This window comes from Caballeronia sp. dw_19 (assembly GCF_018449515.1).
Classification (GTDB): domain Bacteria; phylum Pseudomonadota; class Gammaproteobacteria; order Burkholderiales; family Burkholderiaceae; genus Caballeronia.
In genome coordinates, this window is the sequence record NZ_JAAVUQ010000059.1 from 1 (window position 1) to 25,758 (window position 25,758).

The 25,758-nt window shown below is 59.0% G+C and carries 25 protein-coding genes and 1 pseudogene; 14 read left to right on the plus strand and 12 right to left on the minus strand.

Annotated features, from left to right (window positions below; all coding sequences use genetic code 11):
• Positions 1 to 166: 166 nt before the first annotated feature.
• The 3 genes from HB376_RS37995 to HB376_RS38005 form a co-directional block, all read right to left on the minus strand.
• Positions 167 to 1,183 carry an aldo/keto reductase gene (locus tag HB376_RS37995; RefSeq protein WP_213768832.1) on the minus strand — a complete coding sequence of 339 codons (1,017 nt, stop codon included), beginning with the start codon at positions 1,181 to 1,183 and terminating at the stop codon, positions 167 to 169.
• Between the two features lie 117 nt (positions 1,184 to 1,300).
• Positions 1,301 to 2,548: an ABC transporter substrate-binding protein gene (locus tag HB376_RS38000; protein WP_213768833.1), complete on the minus strand. Its 1,248-nt coding sequence runs from the start codon at positions 2,546 to 2,548 to the stop codon at positions 1,301 to 1,303.
• Between the two features lie 98 nt (positions 2,549 to 2,646).
• A complete protein-coding gene (locus HB376_RS38005) occupies positions 2,647 to 3,891 on the minus strand; it encodes a DUF1479 domain-containing protein (protein WP_213768834.1) in 1,245 nt (414 codons plus the stop codon).
• A gap of 87 nt (positions 3,892 to 3,978) precedes the next feature.
• On the opposite strand from HB376_RS38005, the gene HB376_RS38010 reads away from it, so the two are divergent.
• Positions 3,979 to 4,950, plus strand: a complete 972-nt coding sequence (locus tag HB376_RS38010; RefSeq protein ID WP_213768835.1) for a helix-turn-helix domain-containing protein — start codon at positions 3,979 to 3,981, stop codon at positions 4,948 to 4,950.
• 506 nt (positions 4,951 to 5,456) lie between these two features.
• Here HB376_RS38010 and HB376_RS38015 read toward each other — a convergent pair.
• A complete protein-coding gene (locus HB376_RS38015) occupies positions 5,457 to 6,359 on the minus strand; it encodes a LysR family transcriptional regulator (RefSeq protein ID WP_255631815.1) in 903 nt (300 codons plus the stop codon).
• A 148-nt stretch (positions 6,360 to 6,507) separates the two neighbouring features.
• Between HB376_RS38015 and HB376_RS38020 the strand changes: the two genes are divergently transcribed.
• Together HB376_RS38020 and HB376_RS38025 are read left to right on the plus strand one after the other, a co-directional pair.
• A complete protein-coding gene (locus tag HB376_RS38020; RefSeq protein ID WP_213768837.1) occupies positions 6,508 to 7,053 on the plus strand; it encodes a peroxidase-related enzyme in 546 nt (181 codons plus the stop codon).
• Between the two features lie 123 nt (positions 7,054 to 7,176).
• Entirely contained in the window at positions 7,177 to 7,749 is a 573-nt protein-coding gene (locus tag HB376_RS38025) for a pyridoxamine 5'-phosphate oxidase family protein (protein WP_255631816.1), read from the plus strand.
• Positions 7,750 to 8,040: 291 nt separating this feature from the next.
• Here the strand turns inward: HB376_RS38025 and HB376_RS38030 are convergent, their stop codons facing one another.
• Complete coding sequence (locus tag HB376_RS38030) at positions 8,041 to 8,385, minus strand: DoxX family protein (protein WP_213768839.1); 345 nt, start codon at positions 8,383 to 8,385, stop codon at positions 8,041 to 8,043.
• A gap of 2 nt (positions 8,386 to 8,387) precedes the next feature.
• Complete coding sequence (locus HB376_RS38035; RefSeq protein ID WP_213768840.1) at positions 8,388 to 9,311, minus strand: NAD-dependent epimerase/dehydratase family protein; 924 nt, start codon at positions 9,309 to 9,311, stop codon at positions 8,388 to 8,390.
• A gap of 130 nt (positions 9,312 to 9,441) precedes the next feature.
• Here HB376_RS38035 and HB376_RS38040 point away from each other — a divergent pair, with 130 nt between their 5' ends.
• From HB376_RS38040 to HB376_RS41555, 7 genes and pseudogenes are all read left to right on the plus strand, one after another.
• The gene (locus HB376_RS38040; protein WP_213768841.1) at positions 9,442 to 10,047 is read left to right on the plus strand and encodes a TetR/AcrR family transcriptional regulator; all 606 of its coding nucleotides are present in this window, start codon (positions 9,442 to 9,444) and stop codon (positions 10,045 to 10,047) included.
• 356 nt (positions 10,048 to 10,403) lie between these two features.
• Entirely contained in the window at positions 10,404 to 11,168 is a 765-nt protein-coding gene (locus tag HB376_RS38045; protein WP_213768842.1) for a class I SAM-dependent methyltransferase, read from the plus strand.
• 89 nt (positions 11,169 to 11,257) lie between these two features.
• Positions 11,258 to 11,908: a GntR family transcriptional regulator gene (locus tag HB376_RS38050; protein ID WP_213768843.1), complete on the plus strand. Its 651-nt coding sequence runs from the start codon at positions 11,258 to 11,260 to the stop codon at positions 11,906 to 11,908.
• On the plus strand, positions 11,898 to 12,794 hold the full coding sequence (locus tag HB376_RS38055) for an ABC transporter ATP-binding protein (protein ID WP_213768844.1): 897 nt from the start codon (positions 11,898 to 11,900) through the stop codon (positions 12,792 to 12,794). Before HB376_RS38050 ends, HB376_RS38055 begins: the two co-directional genes overlap by 11 nt.
• Before the next feature lies 1 nt (position 12,795).
• Positions 12,796 to 14,316 (plus strand): hypothetical protein, encoded by a 1,521-nt coding sequence (locus tag HB376_RS38060; RefSeq protein WP_213768845.1) that lies wholly within the window; start codon positions 12,796 to 12,798, stop codon positions 14,314 to 14,316.
• Positions 14,317 to 14,471: 155 nt separating this feature from the next.
• A pseudogene (locus tag HB376_RS41840) lies at positions 14,472 to 14,561 on the plus strand (transposon DNA-invertase); the annotation flags it as partial.
• 58 nt (positions 14,562 to 14,619) lie between these two features.
• Positions 14,620 to 15,078, plus strand: coding sequence for a hypothetical protein (locus HB376_RS41555; RefSeq protein ID WP_255631817.1), 459 nt, complete (start codon positions 14,620 to 14,622; stop codon positions 15,076 to 15,078).
• A 479-nt stretch (positions 15,079 to 15,557) separates the two neighbouring features.
• On the opposite strand, the gene HB376_RS38070 is transcribed toward HB376_RS41555, so the two are convergent.
• The 5 genes from HB376_RS38070 to HB376_RS38090 all read right to left on the minus strand — a co-directional run bounded on the left by HB376_RS38070 (position 15,558) and on the right by HB376_RS38090 (position 20,151).
• A complete protein-coding gene (locus HB376_RS38070) occupies positions 15,558 to 16,229 on the minus strand; it encodes a hypothetical protein (RefSeq protein ID WP_255631818.1) in 672 nt (223 codons plus the stop codon).
• Positions 16,230 to 16,702: 473 nt separating this feature from the next.
• The gene (gene siaD, locus HB376_RS38075; protein ID WP_213768847.1) at positions 16,703 to 17,509 is read right to left on the minus strand and encodes a biofilm regulation diguanylate cyclase SiaD; all 807 of its coding nucleotides are present in this window, start codon (positions 17,507 to 17,509) and stop codon (positions 16,703 to 16,705) included.
• Complete coding sequence (gene siaC / locus HB376_RS38080; RefSeq protein ID WP_213768848.1) at positions 17,502 to 17,879, minus strand: biofilm regulation phosphoprotein SiaC; 378 nt, start codon at positions 17,877 to 17,879, stop codon at positions 17,502 to 17,504. Before siaC ends, siaD begins: the two co-directional genes overlap by 8 nt.
• Before the next feature lie 20 nt (positions 17,880 to 17,899).
• Positions 17,900 to 18,472, minus strand: coding sequence for a biofilm regulation protein kinase SiaB (siaB, locus tag HB376_RS38085; protein ID WP_276572822.1), 573 nt, complete (start codon positions 18,470 to 18,472; stop codon positions 17,900 to 17,902).
• Positions 18,469 to 20,151 carry a SpoIIE family protein phosphatase gene (locus tag HB376_RS38090; RefSeq protein ID WP_213768849.1) on the minus strand — a complete coding sequence of 561 codons (1,683 nt, stop codon included), beginning with the start codon at positions 20,149 to 20,151 and terminating at the stop codon, positions 18,469 to 18,471. The genes siaB and HB376_RS38090 overlap by 4 nt, the downstream gene beginning before the upstream one ends.
• Before the next feature lie 325 nt (positions 20,152 to 20,476).
• Here HB376_RS38090 and HB376_RS38095 point away from each other — a divergent pair, with 325 nt between their 5' ends.
• Genes HB376_RS38095 through HB376_RS38105 form a run of 3 tightly spaced genes read left to right on the plus strand, consistent with a single transcriptional unit; the run spans position 20,477 to position 22,924 of the window.
• The gene (locus HB376_RS38095; RefSeq protein ID WP_213768850.1) at positions 20,477 to 20,692 is read left to right on the plus strand and encodes a DUF3311 domain-containing protein; all 216 of its coding nucleotides are present in this window, start codon (positions 20,477 to 20,479) and stop codon (positions 20,690 to 20,692) included.
• Positions 20,689 to 22,176, plus strand: a complete 1,488-nt coding sequence (locus HB376_RS38100) for a sodium:solute symporter (protein WP_213768851.1) — start codon at positions 20,689 to 20,691, stop codon at positions 22,174 to 22,176. Before HB376_RS38095 ends, HB376_RS38100 begins: the two co-directional genes overlap by 4 nt.
• Before the next feature lie 58 nt (positions 22,177 to 22,234).
• On the plus strand, positions 22,235 to 22,924 hold the full coding sequence (locus HB376_RS38105) for a cytochrome b/b6 domain-containing protein (protein WP_213768852.1): 690 nt from the start codon (positions 22,235 to 22,237) through the stop codon (positions 22,922 to 22,924).
• Between the two features lie 27 nt (positions 22,925 to 22,951).
• Here the strand turns inward: HB376_RS38105 and HB376_RS38110 are convergent, their stop codons facing one another.
• A complete protein-coding gene (locus HB376_RS38110) occupies positions 22,952 to 23,410 on the minus strand; it encodes a CHRD domain-containing protein (protein ID WP_213768853.1) in 459 nt (152 codons plus the stop codon).
• Positions 23,411 to 24,175: 765 nt separating this feature from the next.
• Here HB376_RS38110 and HB376_RS38115 point away from each other — a divergent pair.
• Positions 24,176 to 25,573, plus strand: a complete 1,398-nt coding sequence (locus tag HB376_RS38115) for an MFS transporter (RefSeq protein WP_255631819.1) — start codon at positions 24,176 to 24,178, stop codon at positions 25,571 to 25,573.
• Positions 25,574 to 25,758: the final 185 nt, after the last annotated feature.

Below are 25,758 nucleotides of genomic sequence, written 5' to 3' on the forward strand. Positions count from 1 at the left end.
AATCGCGAATTCGCAAGGCAGTTACATACATTCTCGACAGGCCTGATTCGGCGTTTGATGGCCCGATGATCCTGTCCGATGGTGTTGTTCGGATACTTGATCTGCCGGACAGTGAGCGATGCACCGGCGGAATTCATCTACCGCCGGTGCAGTCTGGAGCCAGGCGCTATTGAGGCGTCGGCGCATCCTCTCGGATCAGCTCGCGGCGCTTTAGTTCGGTCCAGAATGCCGATGGAATGTCAGCCCGGAAGGTTTGCAGGTTGTCTTCCAACTGTGCAACCGTCCGCACGCCGGGGATGTTGGTCGGGATCGCGGGATGGCCCAGAACGAATTGCAGGGCTGCCGCTTTGAGCGGCACCGAGTATTCCTGACACACCTGTTCGATCTTGCGCACCCGTTCGAGAATCGCTTCTGGCGCAGGCGAATAATTGTATTTCGCACCCGGTAGCGCGCCGGTCGCCAGAATGCCGCTGTTGTAACCACCACCGAGAATCACCGACACCTGCTTCTCTTCACACAGCGGCAGAAAACCATCGAGCGCGTCCTGCTCGAGCAGCGTATAGCGACCCGCCAGCAGCAGGCAGTCGAAGTCTTGCCGGCGAATCGCTTCATGCGCGACTTGCCACTCGTTGACACCAATCCCCACGGCCTTCACAACACCCTCGTCACGAAGTTTCAGCAGTGCTTTCGCCGCACCTGTCATCGCTGCCTCGAACATCTCGGGCTGACGCTTCCCGTGTGTAAATACGTCGATGTCGTGAATCAGCGCGATGTCGATATGTTCCAGCGCAAGCCGCTGCAGACTATCTTCGATCGACCGCATCGTGCCGTCATAGCTGTAGTCGAAGACGCATTCGAACGGCAGCCCGTCAACCCACGGTTCAAAGTCGATCTCGGCGCGCTTGCGGGGTTTCAGAAGGCGTCCAACCTTGGTCGACAGCACATATTGGTCGCGCGGATACCAACGCAGCCCCTGGCCACAGCGTGCCTCACTCAACCCGTGGCCGTACATGGGTGCGGTGTCGAAGTAGCGTACGCCCGCGTCCCATGCTGCCTTGATCAAGGCAGCCGAATCCTCTTCGCTGATCGGCCTGAAGATGTTGCCGATCGGCGCGGCGCCAAAGCCCATTACGGTTGTTTTGAGCCCCGAACGCGGCCATTTACGTTTTGCTACCGGATCCATCCTCGTCTCCTTTGTCGACCAGAGTTAGTGCTTCAGCACCTACTCTGGTCCCATGCAACTGGTTGCTACCATGAGTATAGATATTCGATTCAAGCCTGGTTCACGCGAAGCTCCCGCTTACTTGACCTTCGCCGCAACGGCAAGTTTGCGCACCCCCTCTTTCGGATCCTCGTTCGAATTCATGAAATTCGTTACGACGTCGGTAATCGCGCCAGCAGTAACCGATGACTGAAGTTCGCCGAAGGCCAACGACGGCAGGAATCCCCCCGATTTAATCGTGGCCTGCTCGTCTGCGCGTGATTTCTTGGCGCAGCCATCGAACTTGTCCATGGGCACATCCAGCCGGACGGGAATTGACCCCTTGTAGAGACTGAACTGCTGCTGGAAATCAGGCGACATGATCGTCTTGGCGAGTGCAAGCTGCCCGGGAGTCGCCTCCGTTTTGCCATTCTGCTGAAAGAACACGAACGCATCCACTGTGTACGTGTAGGCATTCGCCGTACCGGGCGCCGCCGCGCAGATATAGTCGACATCGGCCTTCTTGTTCGCATTTGCGAACTCCCCTTTCGCCCAGTCGCCCATGAATTGCATCCCGCCCGAGCCGGAAATAACCATTGCCGTCGCGAGATTCCAGTCACGGCCGGAGTAGCCTTTGTCGAAGTAAGTCCGGATCTTCTGGACGGTCTCGAACACCTGCACCATCTGCGGCGAGGTCAGCGTTTTCTGGTCGAGTTCAACAAGGGCTTTCTTGTAGAAATCAGGTCCCTGAGAAAGCACCACGGTCTCCCAGATCGTCATGTCTTGCCAAGGCTGGCCGCCATGCGCGACGGGCGTGATACCCGCTGCGCGAAACTTGTCGGCGAGCGCAAAAAACTCCGGCCACGTCGTGGGCGCCGACCCGCCGACTTTATCGAGGTCGGCTTTGTTAATCCACAACCAATTGATTCGGTGTACAGAGAATGGCGCAGCGATATAGTGACCCCCTGCCTTCATGGAGCTGTCTATTTGCGCTGGCGAATGCGCTTTCCAGTCGGTAGCGGACTGATCTATATTGACCAATACCCCCTGAGCGGCCCAGTCCTGAATAAGAGGCCCCTTGATCTGCGCGGCCGACGGTGCGTTGCCCGCGATGACCTGGGTCTTCAGCGCCGTCATGGCTGCCGCGCCCGCTCCGCCCGCTATGGCGAAGTCCTTCCACTCGTAGCCCTGTTTGCTCATATCGTCCTTCAGCACCCGGATTGCCTTCGACTCTCCTCCGGAGGTCCACCAGTGCAGTACCGAAAGCTGTTCGGCGCCAAGTACTGCATGTGTTCCAGCCACGAGCAGCGCAACAGCCGCCGCAACCGATGTCAGTGATCGTTTCATTGCAGTCTCCGAAGTTTTAGTTATTGATCGAGCGGCGCATTCACGGCTAGGGCGAACGCGCATGCTCGATTTCATGCGTGACAGACATCTTTGCCGATCTACAGGTCAAACCCAAGTTGCGCCTTGCCGAGCACGGTCAGATCGTCAGCCGTAGCGCGCCCGGTGAAATCCACTTCGAAATGGTCGGTAGGAAAATCGGGCGGGCTCTCACCCTTAAGGAACCTCGGCAACTGACGCTTGAGGTAAGCGTCGTTCTTGGCGCACGCAGGCGCCGAGGCGATGTACATCACGTTGCTGTAACCCGCCCCCCTGTGTTCATCTTCAACAGCATGGATCACATCGCTATGCCAAAACACGGTGTCGCCCGCGTCCATTTTGGGAATCGACGACAGCGCCTCGAACAATGGCGCATGGAATTCCGGCTTGATCGACAGCGCCCGCCCGGGCATGGCGCCGCATAGGTCGTCCTCTGCGACATCGTCCTGAAGCGCGCGCAGCAGGATGTACACCATCGAATTGACGATGGGCACGAGTTGGAGCGTACCGTCGCCTGGGCCTTGCGGCGTCAAGGCAGTCCAGCCCTGGAAGGTGCGGAACATCGAGCACACGGCGGGCGACGCGATCTCCTGCACGTCAGGCCGGAACGCTGCATCGAACGGATCGTAGTCTCGCCAGTTGCCCGCAAACACATGGCGATATACCTTTCGGAAATTGCTTTCGATCCAGCGCTCGACCGACCCGCCGTCGCAATGAGCGGACAAGCCAAGCGACGCGGAGCCCGGCGGCCTGCGACGCAGACGATCGGCATACACAGGCACGCGCTCCGGATCGAAGTGCACGCGCCCTTCGCTTTCATTGCGCCACAGCCGGTTCAGGAACACACGCGCCTCGGTCAGCGCCTCCGATTGACGGGCCAGCACTTGTGGCTTCGACCAATACACGCCGTAGATCTGCGGCTTGCTGGATGCCAACTGGCCAAAGTATTTGTCCTCGGCGCGATTTTCCAGACGCTTGTCGAGATTATTGCGCTCGACATAGTGGGCAATGTCCTTGTCCCAGTTTTGCACCAGCGCGCGGGGGAAGACATTGCGAATCACGCACGCGCCGCGCGCCTTGACGATCGCGATCTGGTCCGCGGTGACACGTTTTTCGGTAATGTCGGAAAACTGGATCTCGGGAATGACGGCTTCTCCACGATCGCGCTGCCTGGCAATTCGCTTCGCTTCGGCGCTAATCGCTTCTTCGACTTCGGCGAAAACCGCTCGGTAATTCGGCAACGCCGCGCGCAACTCTTTTTTCGCTTGCCGGATTGCGGCCGGCAAATCGTCAATGATTAACGCCATGATTGTCTCCATTTGATATGCCCGAGCATATGACGTGCGTGCGCGCCTTGGTGATACTATTCAGACAATCTATTTGCGCTTTCAGCCATGAAGCCAGCCTATGAACATGTCGAGTTCGGCGAGGACTGTTCGCTCCGGGTTTACCACCGGCGGCTTCCGCGTATTCCGTTCGAATGGCATCACCATCCGGAGTACGAGTTAACGCTGACGATGAACAGTCATGGCAAGCGTTATATCGGCGACTCTGTCAATGAATACGAGGCGGAGGATCTCGTGCTCGTGCCGCCAGATCTCCCGCACACCTGGGCGTCGAATCGTTCGATCGAGCCATCCTCCCCACAGGTCGCCATCGTTATCTGGTTCAACGGCGATTGGGCGCGGCGTATGGCGGATTGTTGCCCCGAATATGAACCGCTGCGCAAGCTGTTACGCAGGGCTGCGTGTGGGCTGGCCTTCGAGCCGCCTGCTGGTAAATCGATGCACGGCCGCCTGGAGCAATTACTATCAAGCGGGGCGCGCGAGCGCCTTAGCTGCGCCCTCGATATTTTGTGCACGCTCGCCGACGCGCCGGGCCAGCCGCTGGCCTCACCGAGTGCTTTTAACCATCCAACCGCCGGCCCATCGGGTCACGAGCCCGAACGGATCAACCGGGTCCTTTCGATGATCGACGCCCGCTTTGCCGAACCGCTGCGCCTGTCAGAGCTCTGCGCGGCTGCCAGCCTGTCGGAACGCACGCTCGCGCGTTACTTTGTTCAGCATATCGGTGAGAGCGTCGGTCGGTATATCACCCGGGTTCGTATTGGTCACGCGTGCCGAATGCTGGCTGATACCACCCTGCCCGTTGCTGTCATCGCTGCTCGTTCTGGCTTCGCGAACGTCGCCAATTTCAATCGGCAGTTCAGGACCACGAAGCAAACGACACCGGCCGAATATCGACGGCTATTCGCCGCCGGCTCTCCGGATAAGGACGCAGCGGTTCGCTTGACCGAACGATCTCCGTCACTTCAAAGGAAGCGGAAATCGGCCGGTGAGCGAAACGACGAAGAGACCGCTTATTAGGATGTGCGTGGACACCGCTTCGTTATCAATTGTGCAGCGGGAGCGAAGGCTAGCGGTGAGTTCAACGTCTACCTGCGCGAAGTCTGGCTCGACCACGGCTTGGGTACACCCGATGAATTCAACGCTCCTTGCAGATGGGCGCGCCGATCAACTGCTTGTAACGAAGCTTTGCAACTGATCCCGGCGACGGTGTGCTTGGAGTCCACGGTCAACGATCTGTTGGCGTTGGTACGGCAAACTGCTTCCAACGAAGGGCCGCGTCCGCGTACAAACAACTCCGTACCGTATATTCGCCACGACGAGCCGAAGTCGACCCAACAACAGCCGGTCGCCTCCGCGCCCCTTAGATGGCCGTTTGAGAGCTATAACGGCCATTATTTTTGGTTCGTCTTGCATATCATCGGCAAAGAGATCCGTTCCCCGAAGCGTCAATTTGCATCGTTGCATGCGACCGCTTTAGAGGAACGTCGGCGGCCTCACCCCGTAGGCCGAAACCCCGGGGGCGGCTACACTGGCCCGACCGACGCGGCGACCTTTTCAAACACATCGCGCAGGCGCGGGGCGGCGAAGTCAAGAAAGCGGCGCATCTTGAGCGGCATCTGTCCGCGCGAAACATGGACAAGGTTCACAGGCACCGGGTTCGGTTCGAATGCATCGAGGATGATGCGCAGCGCATCCGCCTCGACCGCTTCGGCAACCTGATAGTGCAGTAGCCGCGTTATCCCCACGCCGCGGATCGCGGCTTGTGCTGCAGCCTCCGTCGTCGTCACGGACAGACGCGGCACAACAGGAACATCAAAGGTGGCTCCCGATCCTGGCGCCTTGAAGCGCCAATCGGGCGAAGGCAACGGCGTATCGACGGCGACGCACGGCAGTTTCAGCAGATCGTCCGGGGTCCGAGGCACACCACGCCCGTCCATGAGCGCAGGGCTTGCGCACACCACCGTACGCATAAGGCCAACCTGTGTCGCCACCATCGCGCTATCGGGGAGCTTTCCGACACGCACGGCCATATCAACGTGAGCGTCGATCAGGTCGATGTTGCGATCAGCCAGCATCAGGCGGACGTTGATTTCGGAAAACAGGGCAAGGAAGTCCGCCACCACGGGCAGGACGTGCAGTCGACCTAACTGAATTGGCGCGGTAATGACAAGTTCGCCCTTTGGCATAGTGAATTCGCCAGCAGCCTCCCGTTCGGCTTCCTCAACTTGTTCGAGAATGCGCCGCGCAGCGGCGACATACGCAATGCCTGCATCCGTCAGCATGAGCTTGCGTGTTGTGCGGATCAGAAGGCGCGTGCCCAGGAGTGTTTCGAGGTCCGTGATTTTCCGGCTCAACGTTGCCAAGGGCACCTTCAAAGCACGTCCTGCTGCCGAAAGGCTTCCGGTCTCGGTCACGGTCACCAGCATCGACATGGCCTCAAAGCGGTCCATCCATCCTCCCATTTTTCGGTGAAATGATTCCCAAGATTACCGGATTATCTATGGAAGTGAAAAGCAGGATGATGTTTCCCAGCCGAACCAATTCCGGTTTGCGCATCCTAAAGGAAACCCCACCATGTCCCGCATTTCGATTCCGGCCCTTGACGCCGCCCCGGAAGCCTCCAGGCCCACGCTTGATGCCGTTCACAAGCAACTGGGCGTCGTGCCGAACCTGTTCCGTCTGATCGGCAGCAGCCCCGCCGCGCTCAGTGCCTTTACTGGCTTGCAGGGCGCGCTCTCGAAAACCCTCGACGTGAAGACCCGCGAACGGATCGCGCTGGCCATCGCCCAAGTCAACGGTTGCGATTACTGCCTGTCAGCTCACACCTATCTCGGCCTGAATCTGGCGAAGATCAGCCCAGAGGAAATCGCGCTGAACCGCAAGGGCGAGTCCGGCGACGCCAAGGCGAACGCGGCCGTCCAGTTCGCCGCCAAGGTGGCGAAGGAGCGCGGCCACGTCAGCGATGGCGATATCAAGGCTGTCCGCGATGCCGGTTTCAGCGACGCTCAGGTTGTGGAGATCGTCGCGTTGGTCGCGGAAAACAGCTTCACGAACTACCTCAACGAAGTCGCGAAGACGGAAATCGACTTTCCGGTTGTGCGAGCTGCAGAAGCCGCGTGACGCCAATCGGGCCGGGGCGGTGCAGCCCCCGGCCCGCTCTATTTCCAGCAGCGGAGGCTCATCATGTCGTATGGTTTTCTCGATGTTGCCGTGACGCCTAGCGTCCGGGCCGTGCAGGCCAAGATGGGCGCCGATCGCATGTGGCAGGACTTCAAGGGACACCGCGACTTCGACCGCTTCACGGAGAACGAAGCCGCCTTCATCGCCAATCGCGACAGCTTCTACATGGCGACGGTTTCAGAGACGGGTTGGCCCTATGTCCAGCATCGAGGCGGCCCGCCCGGCTTCCTGAAACTCGTCGATGAACACACGCTTGCCTTTGCCGACTATCGTGGCAATCGCCAATACATCAGCACTGGCAACCTCGCGGCGAATGATCGGGCTTGCCTGTTCCTGATGGACTACGCCCACCGCGCGCGGCTCAAGGTCTATGCGCGGGTGGAAACCCTTGCGCTCGATGATGACCCTGCACTGACCGAACTTGTCACTGTGCCCGACTACCGGGCTAAGCTCGAACGCATCTTCCGGTTGCGTCTGGAAACATTCGATTGGAATTGCCCGCAGCACATCACGCCGCGCTTCACCGAGCAGGAAGTTGCCGAGGTCGTTGGCCCACTTCGCGACCGCCTGGTTCAGCTCAACACTGAAAACGCTGAGCTACGCGCTCGCCTCGCCAACCCAGGAGATTCCCAATGAACACTGGGCGTCCAGCGCTGTCCCACGCCCGATACCGCGGTTAGAAAGGGTCGCGCCCACTGCCCCCTGCATGAGTGGCTGTTTCCTGTGGCACGTAAAGCGGTGATCTGCGGCAGGCGGCAACCCGGAGCGCCCATCGATCGCTACAAAAAGCTGACGTACGACACACGTGGTCAAATTGGCGTTGCTCCAATGCAGCTATTCCGTGTTCGCATTTCAAGTACCTGCAGCATGGATTGCCCGCACGGGCTGTTAGCGTCCCAGGCTCACGCGCCTGGTGACGAGCAAGCCTCAACCGCGGAGCGCCACCGTAGCCACAACAAGAGCCGAGAAGATCAGCGCCGGGGCGAGATGCTGAAACGGTTCCCGATTTCGTAGCAATGTGAAGAGCGCGCCAACCATGATCGCGCCGGCCAACGTCAGGCCTAAAACTCTGGTTTGTTGTCCAAAAAGAAGTGCTGCACTGAGCAACTCGAAAGCGCCACAGAGCAACCGAAACCATGCCGGGTAACCCCAGCGTGCGAAGTCGCGCTTCACCGCGCCGCGTCCGGCGAGATTGACCACCCCGGCAACCGCGAACAGAACCGCTACGATCATCGCGAGAATCGATTCGAAAGATCCAGTGTTTAACGCCATCGTCATGCTCCGTTGCCTGGCTGATAGTGCTTCTGCACAGAGAGGTCCGCAATCAGGCCGGGGCCGTGGGGTTCCCACGCAAGAACTCGCCGGGCATGCTGGCCGCTTACCGTCTGGTCGAGCGCCAGTGCGTCAGCGAACGGTCCAAGCGATTTGCGAGCATCGTCGAGCGGCCAGGGTTCGACGCGATCAGCGTCGGCCGAGGCCCGAATCGCTTCACCCATCTCGGCAACGGCAACGGCATCTTCCGAGACCACGTTGAAGATCTGTCCCGCGACTCGACCGTCCCCACTTGCCGCCCGCTCCACCGCGCTCAGGTAGGCCGTGGCGAGATCATCGACGTGGACGGCCGGCCAGTGGTTGCGACCATCGCCGACGATCCTCACACTGCCGATCTGACGGACCATACCGGCAAGCATGCCGAAGACGCCGCCGCCGTAGCCGTGCACCATCGCCGGCCTGAGGATCACCGCGGCGATCGAGCGGCGTGCTGCCAGCGCCAGCACCTGCTGCTCCACCGCGGGCCGCCAGGCGACAAGTGGTGTCGGGTTCAACGCCGATGCTTCAGTCGCGGCCTCTCCCTCCGTATTGCCGTAGACCCAGGTGCCCGACGTGTAGACAAACGCCGCGCCCGGATGCAAATGTGAAAGCATTGCTACAACTGCGGCCTCATCAGCAGCGGCAGCGGAAGCATCGTTGGTCGACGCCATGTGCACCACGCCATCAGCGGCACCGGCAGCCGCCGCGAAAGACTGTGGCTCACGCAAGTCGCCGCCATGCAGTTTCACGCCGAGACGTGCCAGCGCGCTGGCGGCCGGCGAATTCTCCTCGCGCACCAGCGCCGTCACCTGATGGCCGAGGCTGATTGCCTTGCGCACGACCGCTTGCCCGATGTAGCCCGTACCACCTGTAATAAATAGTTCCATAGCGTTCTCCTCGATGATTGCCTGCGAAGTTGATAAGTCACACGAACGAGACTCATCGGTCTCGTTTCGACAAATCTAAACGAGACTACCCAGTCTTGTCAACTACTCGATGATCTGTTATTTATCTGGCATGAACACGACCTCTCTCCCCGACCTGAGCCCGCTGCAACGCCGTAAGCGGTCCGCCATCCTCGACGGCGCGAAAACCGTTTTTTTAAGCCAGGGTTTCGGCCTTGCAACGATGGACGATGTCGCCGCGGCCGCGGGCGTCGGCAAACAGACGGTCTACCGTCACTTCAAGTCGAAGGAGGCGCTCTTCGTTGATCTGGTGAGCTCGATGTGCGCTCAGGTGGGTGGATTTCTTGCCGGCGCTCAGGACGAGCAATCCGATGGCGCACCCGAAGTCGAGTTACGCGAGTTGGGATCGGTGCTGGCACGAAGCCTTATTACGCTGGACAATCTCCGGCTTTACCGCGCCATCGTTGCTGAGGCCGAGCGTCTTCCGGAACTCGGCCAGGTGTTTTACGAAAATGGTGCAAAGGTCGTGCGTGCCTTCGCCGCAAAAATCTTGCGAAAGCGATTTGACGTATCGACTGCTGCATTGCGGGCAGCGACATTCGTTCAGCTGGTGCTAGGCGACGCGTATCTGGAACTGTCAATTGGCTACACGGTGCCCGATGTTGAAGCGCGCTTCGCGCTGCAGATTGACGAGGCGGTGGCGGCTGCACTTCGCTAAGGAATCCTGCATAAGATATCGAGCCGCTGCACGCGGAGCGCAGCAGCGGGTAGTGCAGGGAAACAGAATTAGCTAGACTGGGTGCCATTGCAAATCAAAGACTTGCCAACGAATTCGGTCACGCGCCAGATGACGCGGAACCGAATAGATTGGACTTGTCGGATTGTGACGCAAGGTTGTTGGACTGGCCGGAGGGTAGGATTGGCCCGTCGTACGCCGGTTGTGAAAGGCTGCGTGCCGCCAATTTGAGACGTTCGACGCCGCGACGAATTCGTGGACACTGCACAAATCCGTAGGCGCCATATATTAATTGACTGGCCGCGCACAAGATTACGGTTTCCTTCACCAGGTTTCTCATGAGCCCATCCGCAGAAAGTTTCTACGATGACATGGCGTCCTCTTATCACATGATTTTCGATGATTGGGAACGGGCAATCGAGCGTCAGCGAGCGATCCTGACGCGACTTATGCCCACGCCAGCAGTCCTTGGGACCGTTCTTGATTGCGCGTGCGGGATTGGCACTCAGGCGTTAGGCCTTGCGCGCGCGGGCTACGATGTGGAAGGTACGGACATATCGAAGGCGGCAGTCGACCGAGCCTCGCGTGAGGCGTCCCAGCGAAAGCTTGATGTGAAGTTCCGGGTCGATGACATGAGGCTGCTTGCGACGTGTGAATCGCAACGGTATGGCGCGGTTGTCGCTTTCGATAACGCCATTCCGCACCTGGATAGCGACGAGGATGTGGCCAAGGCGCTCACCGCAATGCGAAGGAGTCTACGAACGGGCGGAAAGACGTTTATTAGCTTAAGGGACTATGGCGAGTTGCTGATTCAACGCCCAAGCATGATAGGGCCAGCCATGTTCGTGGACAACGGCCTTCGCCGCATCGTGCATCAGGTATGGGACTGGCACGATGAGCGTCGTTACTCAGTTCACTTGTACATCACTTGCCAGACAAGTGACCACGGCTGGCACTCGAGTCATTTCGTCGGCCACTATCGGGCTATCACGCCTGACGAAGTGGCGTCTCTCGCCTCGCAGGTAGGATTCGATGACGTACGGGTTCTTTCGCCTGCTATCAGTGGTTACTACCAACCGATCGTCACGGCCACGACTGCGTAGTCCACCTGGAGCGTCCGCAATGCTTCACGGGACGCGGGACGCGGACCGCTATCCGGTAATTCCCGGCCAAGCGGACCTTCGACGCCGCGATGAAGATCGTGAACAATCTCCGACCGGTTTTAGCTTCTGAAAAGAACCTGGCTTATCTGATGCGCGTGCGATTCGATGCTATGCGCAGGATGATCAAGCATCCTTCTGATCGGTCGGAAACATTGATCGTGGGCGCCAGCAGACACGACCGCCTCCTCGCCCGCTGTGAGCAGACCAAAAACGACATCCCTGACAAAGATGAATGCCCGTTGACGCCTTGGCGTACCATGTGTCACATTATGAATATGACACTATTCGATTACAAACCGCAATCGGGTCAGTCGATATTCGACGCCGTGGTCTTTGCCGCCAAGCGCGCCTTCATCAGCGGCGAGTACCTGCCTGGGCAGGAGTTTCCGTCGGTCAGGGCGCTGGCCGCGGATCTGAAAATTCACCCAAACACGGCCCACAAGATCATCCAGCACCTGATCCACGAAGGTTGGCTGGAGGCGCGGCCGGGGATTGGGACGATCGTTTGTGAGCCGCCCCAGGCGCGTCCGGGCGAAAAGGCGCAGTTGCTGGGGCACGAAGTCGAGGCACTGGTGGTTGGCGCGCGTCGCGTCGGCCTGACGCAGGCGGAATTGCTCGACGCCATCATTGAGCGTTGGAACCGGATCGATATAGCGAGGGGAATACAAAATGATCATTGAGGCCCGGAATATCGAGAAGCGCTTCGGCCGGGACGAGGCGCTCAGCGGTCTGAGTTTTTCGGTCGCGGAGGGGAGCGTCTATGCGTTGATTGGAGCCAATGGCGCCGGCAAAACGACCACGATTAAGATGATGATGAACATCTTGACGCCGACGCGGGGTGATCTCACCTTGATGGGGACGCCATCACGTGAACTCACAAGCTGCCACCTTAGCCAGATCGGCTACGTCTCGGAGAGCCAGGTGCTTCCAGGGCAAATGACCGTGGGTGCTTATCTTAATTACCTGAGACCGTTCTATTCGAACTGGGACGAAGCGCTCGAAAAGGCCATGTTGAGGCGGTTCAAGCTGCCGATGGAGCGTAAAATCCGCGCCCTTTCACATGGTATGCGTATCAAGGTCGCGCTTGTTGCCGCCCTGGCCTTCAAACCAAAGTTGCTAGTGCTCGATGAGCCGTTCAACGGCCTGGACTCGCTGGTGCGCGACGACCTGATCGAAAGCGTGCTGAGCCATGCCGAAGGCCTCACGATCTTCATCTCATCGCACGACCTGAACGAAATCGAGGGTTTCGTTAGCGACGTCGGTTTTCTCAACCAGGGCCGCCTGTTGTTCGAAAATTCGATCGAGGTCTTGAACGCGCGCGTCCGCTCGATTCGCGTCACGTTGCAATCAACGGTCCGTCCTCCCGGTACCTGGCCCGGAGCGTGGATCGATCCCGGCACCTCGGGCAATGTCCTGAGTTTTGTGCATACGGCGTTCACTGAAGACCGGCTGGCATCTGAAATCGCCGCCGCATTCGGTGACGTCAAATTCGTTCAGGCCGAGCCAATGGACTTAAGGTCGATATTCACCGCGTTTGCGCGGGCCGAACAAATGAAGGGGGGGTGATATGTGGCTGCATATTTTGAAAAAAGATCTGAAACTGCATTGGCCGTACGTAGCAGTAGTAATGGCTCTGAAAGTCGCGGCGACCTGGACGATCCTGCAACTGGGGATGTTCTCCTGGCAACCGCAATTGGGGGTGTTGCACGCGTTCATCGATCTGGCGTTCGCTGGAGCGGCGGGCTTAGCAATCATTGTGGTCGTACATAGTGACCCCGTTGTATCGAACAATGACGACTGGCTGATCCGGCCGATCCGTCGAAGCGACCTCGCGCTAGATAAACTTGGTTTCGCCGCGCTCGTGACCCTAATGCCGACCTTCGTTTTCGACCTTGGCGTCGGCCTGATGCATGGGCTAGATGTGCTGCCGGCGATGGGCGCGGCGACCTATACAGCTCTCGTCACATTCATCGGCGTCGGTCTGCCCGCATTAGCCGTCGGCACGATCACGGCTAGCTGGCATCAGGCCGCAGGCATCGTTTTCGCCATCGTTCTAACATGGACTGTCGGCATCTTAACGATCAATTACCAGACGGCTGACCTCGACAACTGGCCTTTCCAACTGGCGCTCAAGGCTATCCTTGTCTTTGCGGCCGCACTCGTTCTCGGCCTACAATACGGCCGCCGAAACACGGCAACTTCGCGTGGGGTCTTCGCCGTGGCGGCGATTTGTGCGCTCGCGGTGACGTTCACGCCGAGAACAACCGGCTATCAGATTCAACGCGTCATTGATGATGGCAAAGTGGCGGCGGCCGGCCCGATCCGCCTGTCGTTCGATGACCAGTCCAAGGCGAAAGTGATCGGCAAGGCCCTGCAGTACATGGTCCCCGTGATCTACGTTCCGCTTAAGGTGGTGGTCGACCCGGACCGTATAGTCACTATCAATTACGTCGACCTAAGTATCGTGAGCGGCGACGGCAAGCCGTTATATCGCGGCGCCGTATCGCTCGTGCCGCGCTACCTGCGCAACCAGGTCAGCAACGTCCTGGGTGATACCTTCGACAGCGCAAGCAATGGCCACAAGTCGAACTATCAAGCGGTCAATCTGCCGCCGGACGTATACGCGAAATTCAAGGATACGCCGGGGCGGTTGTCTCTGACCTATCAACTGAGCTCCTACGCCCCAGCAGGGGTTATTAAAGCCCCGCTGCCTTTGGGCGCCCGGCAGAAGGTTGCCGGTTTCGGCGTATGCGAAACGCGGCTCAATCCCAGCGATGACCGGTTCGTCGAACTCTATTGTTTCCCGGCCACGGATAGTTCAAATTGCATTTCAGCAACGGTGCTCGATCTCGCCGGTGCTTCGATCGGCGCGCCGCAAACACGATGTTCGACAACATTTAAGCAGTGGGGCCTCAATACGAAGGCTCTGACTGACCCCGGCCAGTTGGTGGTGACACTCCCTGCGGCGAACGGTGCCGGTACCCGGCCGCTTACCCTTACGAGCTATAAGGTAGCTAGTCACTTCACGCAGACAGTTATCCTTCCCCAGGTGAGGCTTATGGATTTGACGGCAGCCGCCAGGTCGTGATGACAAATGCGCGGATCATACCGCTGGAAAAACGAGCGGTTTTCTCGTGGTAGGACAAGAGCCTGTCAGCTTCGAGGGATCGCCAGAAAGCCTTTGCGACACACAGCATCAGGTAGCATTCTCTGCCGCAAGTTTTCTAGCGGGGTAGTCCGATGATTTTGGTCGGTTATGCAAGGGTGTCGAAATCGGACCGGTCACAAAGCGTGGTACCGCAGAGAGACGCGTTGCGAGTGGCGGCTATGGAGGAAGCCGAAGGGCTGATGTACGCCGGGCCCCACCAACAAGTATCAGGCGCAAGCCGCCATGAAAGGACGCTCGACGGCACTGACTACGTCGTCGACAATTGATCGCCATTTCGCCAGCGATATCGTACCCATGTTAATAAGAGCCTTCACCACGTTTCTCTGCATCGCTTTGTTCGCGGGCGGCACAGCAGCTTCGGAGCAGTCGCAGAGGCCACCGGGACCGGCAATGATGGTTCATTTCGATTACTACCCTAGGGACCGGCCGCAAATTCGCGTTCTGGAACATCGGCTAGAAAGCGCGATAAAGCGTGCGGGTGCTGGCGAACTTGGTGAGACGGAGTTTCATGTTGACGGCAATGATGGCTATTTGTATATGTACGGCCCCGATCCCGATCGACTCTATGAGGTGACGGGGCCAGTCCTGAAGTCATCCAAATTGATGACCGACGCCGAAGTCACGAAGCACTATGGTTCCCGCACGGAAAGGTTCGTGATACACCTAGACGGCGTGCGATAACGACGCAATTTCCGAACTTGCGCACATCGTTCAGCGGGAGTTCCAATTCGAATTTCGTATTGACGCTTCGCGCACCAATCGGTCGCGACCGTCCGCTACCGAGAACGTTGAAAGGCCGCTCCGGGTCGTCAAGCGCCTCTCATTATCTCGAACCACCGCTTTCTGCGTGGTCCTCGCCTGGTCGGCAGTCAGCCGACTGAGGCCTTCTACGCCCGCGCCTCGGCCAGCCGCACGCAGAAACTTCTGCGACGACGACCAATTCCGGGAAATCCAATCAATTCCGTACTTTCGTGTCTAGATAACTGCGTGCCAGTCTAAGTAATTCCGTTTACCGGCCGTCGCGCGCCGGTTTCCGCACGATCCAGGCGCGTTTCTAAAATTGTGAGTGTCGCAATGAGGACGCGCGACATCTCTAAATGAAAGTGTTGGCGCCAGGCACTGCAGCGCGGTGCAGCCGCACGTGCTGCCGGAGAAGTGGGCTACTTGGGCGGCGGTAGCGAAGGGTCGAGCCTGGCCGAATTCCTGACAAACTGATCCGTCATCGCGGCCGCGACCGGGTTTGAGCCCGTGCCTGGCTTCGAGCCGCGTTGGTCCATGGCGGCGCGAGCGGCGGACATATCCGGCGGAGGCAACGATGGATCGAGCTTCGCCGATTCCCGGACCAGTTCATCCGTTTCCGGTGTCGCGCCTTGAGTCGTTATAGCGTGACGATTCAGACCGTCTCGTCCACGCTGGCCGCGCTGCGCCGAGACCACCTTCGGCGCACCTGAGTCCTGCACGTTCACCGACGCGACTACCGTCGACGGCGCCTTCTTCGGTTGTGCCTCCGGTCTCGGTTGCCCGGTGACTTGTGCGGCGGCCGGACCGGATGCGAGCACGGCCGTCCTAGCCGTCTTAGGCACGGGTGCTACTGCCGGAGCGGGAACCACCGGCTGCTGCGCGATGGCTGTGCTTTGCGTGATTGCGCCGGAGAGCTTCGACTGGCCGATGCTGCCTTCTGTCATGTGATCGCTAGCGAGCGAATCGACGACAGGAGGGCGTGCGGATTCATCCATGGCGGCCGTGGCTTCTGCCATTGCACGGTGGTCTGCCTGAAGGAACATCAGGTACGTGGTCCCTGCCGCACCGACCAGGAGCCCTCCAATAATCATCAAAATATTTCGGGTGTGCATCATACTTACCGATGGTCCTGCAAACGATATGAGCTAACCATGATAAACGACTGATCGCGGATTTCATCAGACCAATCCGGCAATGGCAGACCTGACGAACAGGAATAGGCGGGCGATATCCAGAGAACTCCCAGGTCGTCCGTCCTGCTGTAGAAGCGGGCATTCGCGCAGGCCTGCTGTTCAAGCGATAAGCGACGGTCAAATGTCTTCAAAGACGCGCGGACGTATGATCGCAACTGCCCGGCTGGAACCGCAGCTCTATGTATGGGTCAATCTGAATTCAAACCCGACATCGCTTGACGAACTATGCCATGACGTTCGAAGCGTGCCGATCGGCGCTATCGAGGTTGCCGGCTGATGTGGCGATGATCGATGTCATGGAAGCGGTTAGCCTGGCAGGCACGGGTATCAAGCCTGAGTGACTTACGCCTGATGCGACGAACGAAATTTTCTTATTGCGACAGAGCCCGATTACGCCCTTCGCGTTTGGCCTTTAGCAAAAGGGCATCCGCACGCTGGAGTGTGTCCTCCCATTCCTCCCCGGCGCGATGTTCGGCTACCCCGATGCTAACGGTGATGGAAACAGCCCGTCCCTCGACGTTCATGGAATGATCTGGAATCCCTTGGCAGATTCTGCCGATCACGCCCAACGCACTGTCTTGCGTAGATTTTGGCAGCAACACCAGGAACTCCTCTCCTCCCCACCGGCCGCACACGTCGTACTCGCGCATCTGGCTCTTCATGAAGTGAGCGACCTCTTGCAGTACGGCGTCACCGGCTTCATGGCCGTACGTATCATTGACCTGCTTGAAATGGTCCACATCGACGATGGCCAGCACGAACGGCTCACGATGCCGGTTAGCGCGCTCGACTTCTCCCTTGAGCCTTTCCATTAACAGCCGCCGGTTCGGCAGGCCCGTGAGTGGATCGTGCGTGGACGCCTCTTTCAGCGCCAGATTCAGCTCGACCATCATTTGCTGATACCGGTCGGAAATCCGGGCGACCTTTTGCAATTGGCGCAGTTGCTTTTCAAAACGCGCGACGAGTCCGTTGTCCTGTTCCCGTGCCACGCTTTGATAAGCGTCGGACAATCTTGTGATCCGCTCGAGCCGAGTGAGCTGCTCGTCGTAGTGCTGCCAGAGTTGCGCGAGCATTTCGCTCAGGTCGGACGGCGTATCGGCAGACTTCGCCAGGAGCGACTGGACCCGCTCCTCCAACGCAAGATGATGACGTTTGATCACGCCGTCCGTCTTATTCATGACTAACGATCAGGAACGGGAAAGTGCAGTCTTCCTTGAACTCCTCTGCCAGTTCGGCAAGCCGTTCGTTGCGCTTGTCATAGTGCCATTTGACCGAAACAGCGCTTCCTTTCACGTGCGCGTCTTCCAGCAGGTCGAAGATGTCCATCATCGCCTTGATGCTGCTGGTGTTGAGATAGAGCAGTTGCAATTCCAGGCGAAGCGAGTCGGCAGAATGGGCCAGGTAATCCTCGACCCACTGGATGATTTCGCCGAATAGCTCGAACGCATTCTCCGGATAAGAATCCCCTTGCATCTTCAGTACGCCTGCCTGCCAGTCGGCCTGTATGGCCGGAGTGGACTGGCTTGCGGGAACATTGATATTCTTCACGATTCGGTGCCCGATAGTATTCAGATTACCGCGCGCAGGCTAAAGAACGCGCGATCGTCGCCATGCTCAATCAGAGCAGCCTGGAGCGGCTCGCTAGCCTTTCTTGCGATTTCCAATAAGCCCAGACCGGCTCCGCCAGTAAGCGCCGGGTCTCTCGGCTTGCGCAGTTGTTCCTTGTAAACAGCTTTCAGTGCGGCTTTATCCAGCGTGGCAAGCGCGTTGATACGGCTCATCACTGCGTGTCCGTCGCCCACCTCGACCAGATTGCCCGCCGAGACAATATAGCGGCCGCTCTCGTCGCGCGAGATCACCACGGTGGCGGCGGTTTCCGCCTCTGCGTAGCCGTGGCGTGCCACGTAGTGCCGGATATTCTGGGTCATTTCAATATAAGCTGCGAAAACATCCATGGCCGCAGCCGGGAGCGCCTGGTCGGCCGACAGGTAGTTCTTCAACGCATTGCCGATCTCCTCGATCAGGCTGCGTGAAATCGGCCCGTTGAAGCACAGCATGATGCGCTCGCGATCGAAGTTCTCGCGCAACGCATAAAGATCTGGGGAGTACATGGAGGCCCCGGCGTAGGTGGATGTAGTCATATTGGACGGAACGACACCATGGTTATGTCGTCGCGTTGCGACTGGTTGCCCTGGTAGCGGGCAAGGGTATCGGCGAACGCATCGGGTTGCTCTGTCAGGGGAAGGTCCGCATGGGCCACCAGCGCCTGCTTGAAGCGTTCGTTGCCAAAGCAAAAACCGTCGACCCCGCCAGCCTGGTCCAGATAACCATCGGTCACGAGATAGTAAGTACGCCCCGCCTTGAGCGAAAGCCCTGTATTGGCGAACTCACCCATGCGCTTGTGAGCCAGTGGACGCCGGGCTCCCTTGATCTCTTCGACCCGGCCGTCATCGCAGATATAGAGCGACATTTTTGCACCCGAAAAGGCCATATGCCCCGCCGCACGATCGACATAGATGAGCGCGGCGTCCGCATGCGTTGCCAGCGCGCTGTCGAGATGTGAAGCGCTCAACATGGCGCGCAGCGCCGTATCGGTACGGCCCAGGATGGCGGCCGGATCATGCAGCCCCACTTCCGCAATGGCGTGACTGATCGCGGCGTGAGCCAGCATCGTCATGAGTGCGCCGGGTACGCCATGACCCGCGCAATCCACGACCCCTATCAGGAAATTATCACCATCCTGATGGAAAACATAAAAGTCCCCCCCCACTACATCGCGCGGTTTCCAGAGCACGAAGTAGTTCGCACCAAAAAAACGGGCGAGCTGCCGATGTGGCAAAACGGCAGTCTGTATCAGGCCTGCATAATCGATGGAGTCAGCGATTTTCTTGTGAGTCGCCGCCATCTCAAGGTTGGCCGCCGCCAGCGTCGCCGTGTGGCGCTCGACTGCTGCGGCCATGCCATTGAATCCCCTTGCCAGTATGGACAGCTCGTCATTACCTGTCTCCCGGTTGCGCACGCCGTATTTGCCCGTGGTGACATGTTCCATATTCCCGACCAGTTGATAGACCGGATTGACGATTCGCCTGCGAATATAAAATCCGAATGAAACCATGCCAATAACAGCAGCGCTCACGACAAAAAGCGCCAGGCGTACATACATCAGCTGACGTCGCTCCAGGTTTTGCAGTGCGTTGGCGGTACGCGCGTCCACAGCGGCCAGAAAAGTCTGGATTGGCGCCATGATGCTCGCCTTTTCGACTTGGTACGACTCGCCATAAAGGAGCGAACGCGCATAGCCCGGATCTGGCGTCCGCCTGATCGTCAGGTTGCCGGCGGAATCCATGAACTGACCCTCCATGGCTGCGAAGGCCTCTTTCTCCATGTTGACGAGTTTGTCCGAGCGTGACTGGGATTGTTGAAGCAAATCGAATTCGTGTGCGGTGAAACCGGCGCGGCGCATGAGTTCCTTGAGCGGCACCGCTCGTGCGCCCGGAAGGTGCGGGTCATGAGGCAGCCACCAATAAGTGCTGGTGTAGTCGGCCGGCCGGGGTCTTTTCCCATTGCGGATATCGAGGATCTCGAAGTACTGACTTTCGTAGAGCCGGTTTCCCGTTGAAATATACGTGCTCGCCATGCGCGTCAGGTCGTCGGAGCTTTGCCGCAATTCATCCGCCAGCTTGAACGACTCGAATCGCCTTTCCTGGCCGCGGATCGTGTCGTGCTCGACGTCGAGGATCTGGTACAGGATAAATAGAAGCAGCAGCAACAGAACGCTCAGCGTGGCCGTGGCAATGGTCGTGAGAGTTTTGATTTTCATGGCGGTCCGCCTGCACTTCTTCGTTTGTCCTGGAGTGGCCAGTGCCGGCGAAAATAATCTCGTGGGACGATACCGACGCTGATTCACAGCGGCTGCATGCCATTCCCACAAGAACATTACGGCATCCGGCCATCGTTCTTGAGGGAAACGGACAAATCACAAAGTTGGTGCAAGATCGAATGAGGCGTCAAGAATGGTGCCCAAGGCCGACTGGCGCATGGGGCGTTTTTTTGACCGACTTTGCCGAATCAACGAATAAAGCATAGAGTCAGCGAGACAAAAGCAGGTCCGCGACAAAGGCTACGCAGCTTAGGGGGTATTCGTCATGCTTTTTCGAATTATGGCAGCGCTGCCGTTCATCGGCATTCTCATCGGCATTCCATTCGTCAATCAGGTTGATCCGCTCATCCTCGGCATGCCGTTCGTGCTCGCGTGGATCGTGATCTGGATCGTGCTGAGCGCGATCATCATGGGGATCATTTATCGGCTGGATCCGGCCAACCGCCACGCCGTCAACGAAGCTGGGGAGGCCCGCTCATGAGCAGCGCTCTACTCATCATCATTGCGGTGACCGTGCTGGCGCTCTATCTGGGCGTGCGTGCACGGCGTGGTCATGACATGAATCTCGAGCAATGGACTGTCGGCGGCCGCAGCTTCGGCACGGCGTTCGTATTCCTCCTGATGGCCGGAGAAATCTACACAACCTTCACTTTCCTGGGCGGCAGCGGCTTCGCCTATGGCAAGGGCGCGCCGGTCTACTACATTCTCGCTTACGGAACCCTCGCCTACATTCTCTCGTACTGGATGCTGCCGCCGATCTGGCGCTACGCGAAAAAACACCGGCTCGTCTCCCAACCCCATTACTTCGCGCGCAAATACGACAGCCCCGCGCTTGGCGTGCTGGTCGCGGTGGTCGGCGTGGTCGCGCTGATCCCCTATCTCGTACTGCAGCTCAAGGGCCTTGGCATCATCGTGGCGACGACATCGTATGGCGTGATATCGCCGACCGTCGCCGTCTGGATCGGCGCGCTTGTCGTCACCGCTTACGTCATCCTGTCGGGCGTACGGGGCTCGGCGTGGAATTCCGTCGTGAAGGACGTCCTGATCCTGAGCGTCGTGCTGGTGCTGGGCATCTACCTGCCCTATCACCTTTACGGCGGCATCGGCCCGATGTTCCATGCGATCGATGCCGCGAAGCCCGGCTTCCTCACCTTCCCGGCGAAGGGATCGAGCGTGGCGTGGTTCCAGTCCACGGTGCTGCTGACGGCGCTTGGCTTCTTCATGTGGCCGCATACATTTGGTTCGGTGTATACGGCTCGCGATGAACGGATCTTCCGGCGCAACGCGATCATCCTGCCTGTCTATCAATTGATCCTGCTGTTCGTGTTCTTCGTGGGATTCGCTGCCACGCTCAAGGTGCCGGGCCTGAAAGGCGGTGACATCGACCTGTCGCTGTTCCGTCTGTCCATCCAGAGTTTCGATCCCTGGATCGTCGGTGTGATCGGCGCCGCCGGCGTGCTGACGGCGCTCGTTCCCGGTTCGATGATCCTTACCTCGGCGGCGACCCTGCTTGCAAACGACGTATATCGAGGCGCGATGAACCGTCAGGCATCCGATGCGTTTGTCGGCCGGCTTGCACGCTGGCTCGTGCCTGTCGTGGCCCTCGTCGCCATCTGGTTCACGCTGCAGGGTGGCAACACGATCGTCTCGCTGCTGCTGATGGGCTATAGCTTCGTGACCCAACTGTTTCCCGCCTTGATCGCCAGCCTGATGCATCGAAGCCGCGCGACGAAACAGGGTGCAATGGGCGGGATCATCGCAGGCGTGGCCGTTGTCGTGGTGACCACGACGATGCATCTGGGCATCGGACAGATGTTTCCGTTCCTCCCCGACGCGGCGAAGGACATCAATATCGGCTTCCTCGCGCTGGCGTTGAATATCATCGTGTTCGTGGTCGTCAGTGCGCTTACGCAACCGCGCGTGGCAAGCGGCGCCGCACATGAAACCGACGGCGCGCTGCGTTGAGTGGCGTTCGGTTTGATCTGCCCGTGCGTTCATTGCGACCGTAGCCAACACAGTCAATATGGACGCTGATGAACCCGTCAACTCGGAGAAGCAAGCAACTCGCCCGGTGCTTGTCTGGGACGTGCCAACGAGGTTGTTTCACTGGCTGGTCGTCGTGCTGGTGGCGGCCGCCTATGCGAGCGCGAAGCTGAACTGGATGGACTGGCACGTCCGGATTGGCGAGGCGCTGCTGGCGCTGGTGCTGTTCCGCTTGCTATGGGGTATCTTCGGCAGCGAGACCGCGCGGTTTCATGGCTTTCTGCGCGCACCCGCCGCCGCGTGGCGCCATCTGCGCCACGTATTCCAGCGCGAAGCCGACCTGCAGGTGGGCCATAACCCCGCCGGCGGGTGGATGGTCCTGCTGCTGCTGGCCTTGCTGCTGGGGGAGGCACTGAGCGGGCTTTACGTCAACAACGATGTGGCGGACGACGGGCCTTTGACCCAATGGGTTCCCGCGTGGGCCGCCAACGCCATCACGGCGCTGCACACAATCCTGTGGGACGCTTTGCTGGCGGCCGTGGCCCTGCACCTGCTGGCTATCGCGTTATACGCGATAGCCAAGGGCCACAACCTGCTGCGCCCCATGCTTACTGGCCGCAAGCTTCTGCCCGCGCGCATCAACCCGCCACGGCCGGCATCAGCCATGCTGGCGCTGCTTTTGCTGATTGTCAGCGCCGTGGCAACAACGCTTCTCGCGATGTATCTCTAAGCGCGATACCGGTCGATCCGGTCGATCTCAGTTTGCCTTGGGCGGTAACACCTGACCGCGGATTTCGCCGGCGGGATGATCCTTGGTATGCACATTGATGTACATCTGACCCGCAACGAACTCTTGCGCGTCCGCCTGGGACAGCGTAGCAGTGCCGTTGACAGGGCTAGTGACAGCGGCCCCTTTCTCGGACAGCCAGACTTTCACGGGCGCGTTCTTGCCGGACGCAGCGGGACCATGGAAATGCGCCATGGTGGCGTCGCCGGACAGGCCGCTGAAGGTGATGGCCCACGTGACGACCCGCGTATCGGGATCGTAAGAGATGTTGGCGCTGCCGGTACCCGAGGTCTGGACAGGCGGCACTTGCTGCGCGCCGGTGAGCGGCACGGTAAATGAGACCGGCGCTGCCTGTGCAAACGTCATTGCCCCTGCACACATGGCGCCGACGAGAACCATGAGAGCCCGTCGCGAGATTGAAACACCCATTTGATTATCTCCTGTCGATATCGCCAAGCTGAGCAAGGCTGCTTGCGCTTACTTCATCAAGGCGAGAAAACTCAAACTGGCCCGTTCCTGCAAGCAGTTGATAGGGCCATTCGCCCCACTGCCCGCACGGTCCAGTAACTGGACAAATTCAGGCTAGATGATGCTCGCACAGGCATGATCTGACAAGCGCGGAAGTCCTTAGGTTAGCGGCGTTATCGCGAAGGTCGTGTAGCCTGAGCGCAGTGCCGGAATGGGAATGCCTGCCCTCGCCCATTCGCTTCTCGCTACCGCTCAAGCGACCATTGCGCTGTCACAAAAGAGCTTTACGCTAACCGCGCTCTTGGCGAAGCGACGCTTGGTCTATGCCTCCGCGGCAACGCAGCTTAGCGGCTAGCGAGAACCTCGGCGTTCATATCCTTGGCTAAGGAACTCGCGCCAGCACAGCCGTTTCAGGACATTGAATCAATCCGCGTCCGACGCGACCTCGCTCGTCTTTGAATCGAGACTCGATATAGAAGCGCAGCACCAAAGCAACGCCGTTAATCTCAGTCAATCGCCAGCGATGCGTTGGTATTCCCCCGCATTGCTGAATATCGCGATGATGTGCGAGATTGCAAAGGGTCCCGCGGCGGTGAGATCGCCGGTTGCATCATTTTGATTTGATTTTCAAAGCTCCCTTGCGTGGCGACATATTGAGCTTGCGCGACAAGAAGAGGCGGGTGTGAAGATCGACTTTACAGTTCTTTCGAAAAATAAGAGGCCTGCATGTCCAGCGAGAAAGCAGCGGAAATTGCGGCACGGCTTGATCGGCTGCCACCCTCGCGTACCGTCTGGACCATGGTGATCCTGATTTCGCTTGGCGGTGTGTTCGAGTTCTATGACCTCTTCTTCACGGGCTACGTCGCACCGGGCATGGTTCAGTCCGGGTTATTCAAGCCGGAGTCGCTAGGCTTCTTCGCGGCCCTCCAGCCCCTCGCGGTGGCGGGTTTCGGCACCTTTGTCTTTGCCACCTTTGCGGGACTGTGGGTCGGAACGCTTGTGCTGGGTTACGTGGCGGACCGGTTTGGACGGCGCCTGATCTTCACTTACTCACTACTCTGGTACATGGTCTGCACGGTGATCATGGCATTCCAGCACTCCGGATTCGCACTCGATATCTGGCGCTTTATCGCGGGCATCGGGATTGGCGTCGAGCTGGTCACGATCGACACGTACATCTCCGAGCTGATTCCCAGCCAGGAGCGCGGCCGCGCGTACGCGATGAACCAGTTCATCACCTTCGCCGTCGTGCCGGTGGTTGCGTTTCTTGCCTATGCGCTGAACGGGACGCAGCCGCTTGGCCTCGACTATTGGCGAGTGGTCATCCTGATCGGGTCGGTTGGCGCCGTGGCCGTCTGGATCTTGCGTCGCCATATTCCGGAAAGCCCCCGTTGGCTCGCGCGTCACGGCCGGATCGATGAAGCTGAGGCTATCGTTGCGGACATCGAACGCCGGGTCGCCGCCGAGAAAGGCATTAGCCTGCCGCCGCCGCAAGCAGTCGCGCCCGAGAAAGAAGGACGCGGCTCGCTCAAGGAAATCTTCGCGCCGGGTTACCGGCGCCGGACGATCATTCTGTCGATCTTCAACATGGCCCAGGTGATCGGCTTCTATGGCTTCGCTGCGTGGGTACCGACCCTGCTGATCCACCGCGGCATCCATGTCACGGCGAGCCTGGGATATGCGTTCGTCATTGCGATTGCCAACCCCTTCGGTCCGCTACTGGGTATGTTGTTCGCTGACAAGATAGAACGGAAAACGCAGATCTGCGGCGGCCTCATCACGATGGGCATCGTCATCGCGATATTTTCCCAGGTCTCCGCTCCATGGCTTCTGATCGGGCTCGGCGTAGTGTTCACACTGGCCTCGAACATCATGTCCTATGCCTACCACGGCTATCAGGCCGAACTCTATCCGACCCGCGTGCGCGCCCGCGCGATCGGCTTTGTCTATTCCTGGAGCCGGATTTCCGCAGCCTTCGCAGGGCTCGCGATCGGCATCCTGTTGCAGGGGTATGGTGTGGCCGGGGTCGCGGTCTTTATCGCCATGTCCATGCTCGTGGGAATCTGCATGATCCTGCTTGGACCCTCCACCAGAGGACTGGCGCTAGAGACAATCAACCATTGAGAGTGCTGCGCGGGCGATGTGGATCGGGGCTTGCGCCTGCCAGTAATCAGCGATCGACGATCGATGTCGACCAAGGCAGCGGGGCTGATGAAGCTGGTCAAGTTCTCTCAGGCCGATCATGTTCAGGATACCTTGATATATGATCAAGTCGATCTCAATTCAGACCGGCAATCCGTCACTCAAGT

What these genes read in the sequence shown, in the direction of transcription:
- HB376_RS37995 (WP_213768832.1), bottom strand. Translation starts at nt 1,183, where the DNA reads ATGGATCCGGTAGCAAAACGTAAATGGCCGCGTTCGGGGCTCAAAACA.
- HB376_RS38000 (WP_213768833.1), bottom strand. Translation starts at nt 2,548, where the DNA reads ATGAAACGATCACTGACATCGGTTGCGGCGGCTGTTGCGCTGCTCGTG.
- HB376_RS38005 (WP_213768834.1), bottom strand. Translation starts at nt 3,891, where the DNA reads ATGGCGTTAATCATTGACGATTTGCCGGCCGCAATCCGGCAAGCGAAA.
- HB376_RS38010 (WP_213768835.1), top strand. Translation starts at nt 3,979, where the DNA reads ATGAAGCCAGCCTATGAACATGTCGAGTTCGGCGAGGACTGTTCGCTC.
- HB376_RS38015 (WP_255631815.1), bottom strand. Translation starts at nt 6,359, where the DNA reads ATGCTGGTGACCGTGACCGAGACCGGAAGCCTTTCGGCAGCAGGACGT.
- HB376_RS38020 (WP_213768837.1), top strand. Translation starts at nt 6,508, where the DNA reads ATGTCCCGCATTTCGATTCCGGCCCTTGACGCCGCCCCGGAAGCCTCC.
- HB376_RS38025 (WP_255631816.1), top strand. Translation starts at nt 7,177, where the DNA reads ATGGGCGCCGATCGCATGTGGCAGGACTTCAAGGGACACCGCGACTTC.
- HB376_RS38030 (WP_213768839.1), bottom strand. Translation starts at nt 8,385, where the DNA reads ATGGCGTTAAACACTGGATCTTTCGAATCGATTCTCGCGATGATCGTA.
- HB376_RS38035 (WP_213768840.1), bottom strand. Translation starts at nt 9,311, where the DNA reads ATGGAACTATTTATTACAGGTGGTACGGGCTACATCGGGCAAGCGGTC.
- HB376_RS38040 (WP_213768841.1), top strand. Translation starts at nt 9,442, where the DNA reads ATGAACACGACCTCTCTCCCCGACCTGAGCCCGCTGCAACGCCGTAAG.
- HB376_RS38045 (WP_213768842.1), top strand. Translation starts at nt 10,404, where the DNA reads ATGAGCCCATCCGCAGAAAGTTTCTACGATGACATGGCGTCCTCTTAT.
- HB376_RS38050 (WP_213768843.1), top strand. Translation starts at nt 11,258, where the DNA reads ATGAAGATCGTGAACAATCTCCGACCGGTTTTAGCTTCTGAAAAGAAC.
- HB376_RS38055 (WP_213768844.1), top strand. Translation starts at nt 11,898, where the DNA reads ATGATCATTGAGGCCCGGAATATCGAGAAGCGCTTCGGCCGGGACGAG.
- HB376_RS38060 (WP_213768845.1), top strand. Translation starts at nt 12,796, where the DNA reads ATGTGGCTGCATATTTTGAAAAAAGATCTGAAACTGCATTGGCCGTAC.
- HB376_RS41555 (WP_255631817.1), top strand. Translation starts at nt 14,620, where the DNA reads ATGAAAGGACGCTCGACGGCACTGACTACGTCGTCGACAATTGATCGC.
- HB376_RS38070 (WP_255631818.1), bottom strand. Translation starts at nt 16,229, where the DNA reads ATGATTATTGGAGGGCTCCTGGTCGGTGCGGCAGGGACCACGTACCTG.
- siaD (WP_213768847.1), bottom strand. Translation starts at nt 17,509, where the DNA reads ATGAATAAGACGGACGGCGTGATCAAACGTCATCATCTTGCGTTGGAG.
- siaB (WP_276572822.1), bottom strand. Translation starts at nt 18,472, where the DNA reads ATGACTACATCCACCTACGCCGGGGCCTCCATGTACTCCCCAGATCTT.
- HB376_RS38090 (WP_213768849.1), bottom strand. Translation starts at nt 20,151, where the DNA reads ATGAAAATCAAAACTCTCACGACCATTGCCACGGCCACGCTGAGCGTT.
- HB376_RS38095 (WP_213768850.1), top strand. Translation starts at nt 20,477, where the DNA reads ATGCTTTTTCGAATTATGGCAGCGCTGCCGTTCATCGGCATTCTCATC.
- HB376_RS38100 (WP_213768851.1), top strand. Translation starts at nt 20,689, where the DNA reads ATGAGCAGCGCTCTACTCATCATCATTGCGGTGACCGTGCTGGCGCTC.
- HB376_RS38105 (WP_213768852.1), top strand. Translation starts at nt 22,235, where the DNA reads ATGGACGCTGATGAACCCGTCAACTCGGAGAAGCAAGCAACTCGCCCG.
- HB376_RS38110 (WP_213768853.1), bottom strand. Translation starts at nt 23,410, where the DNA reads ATGGGTGTTTCAATCTCGCGACGGGCTCTCATGGTTCTCGTCGGCGCC.
- HB376_RS38115 (WP_255631819.1), top strand. Translation starts at nt 24,176, where the DNA reads ATGTCCAGCGAGAAAGCAGCGGAAATTGCGGCACGGCTTGATCGGCTG.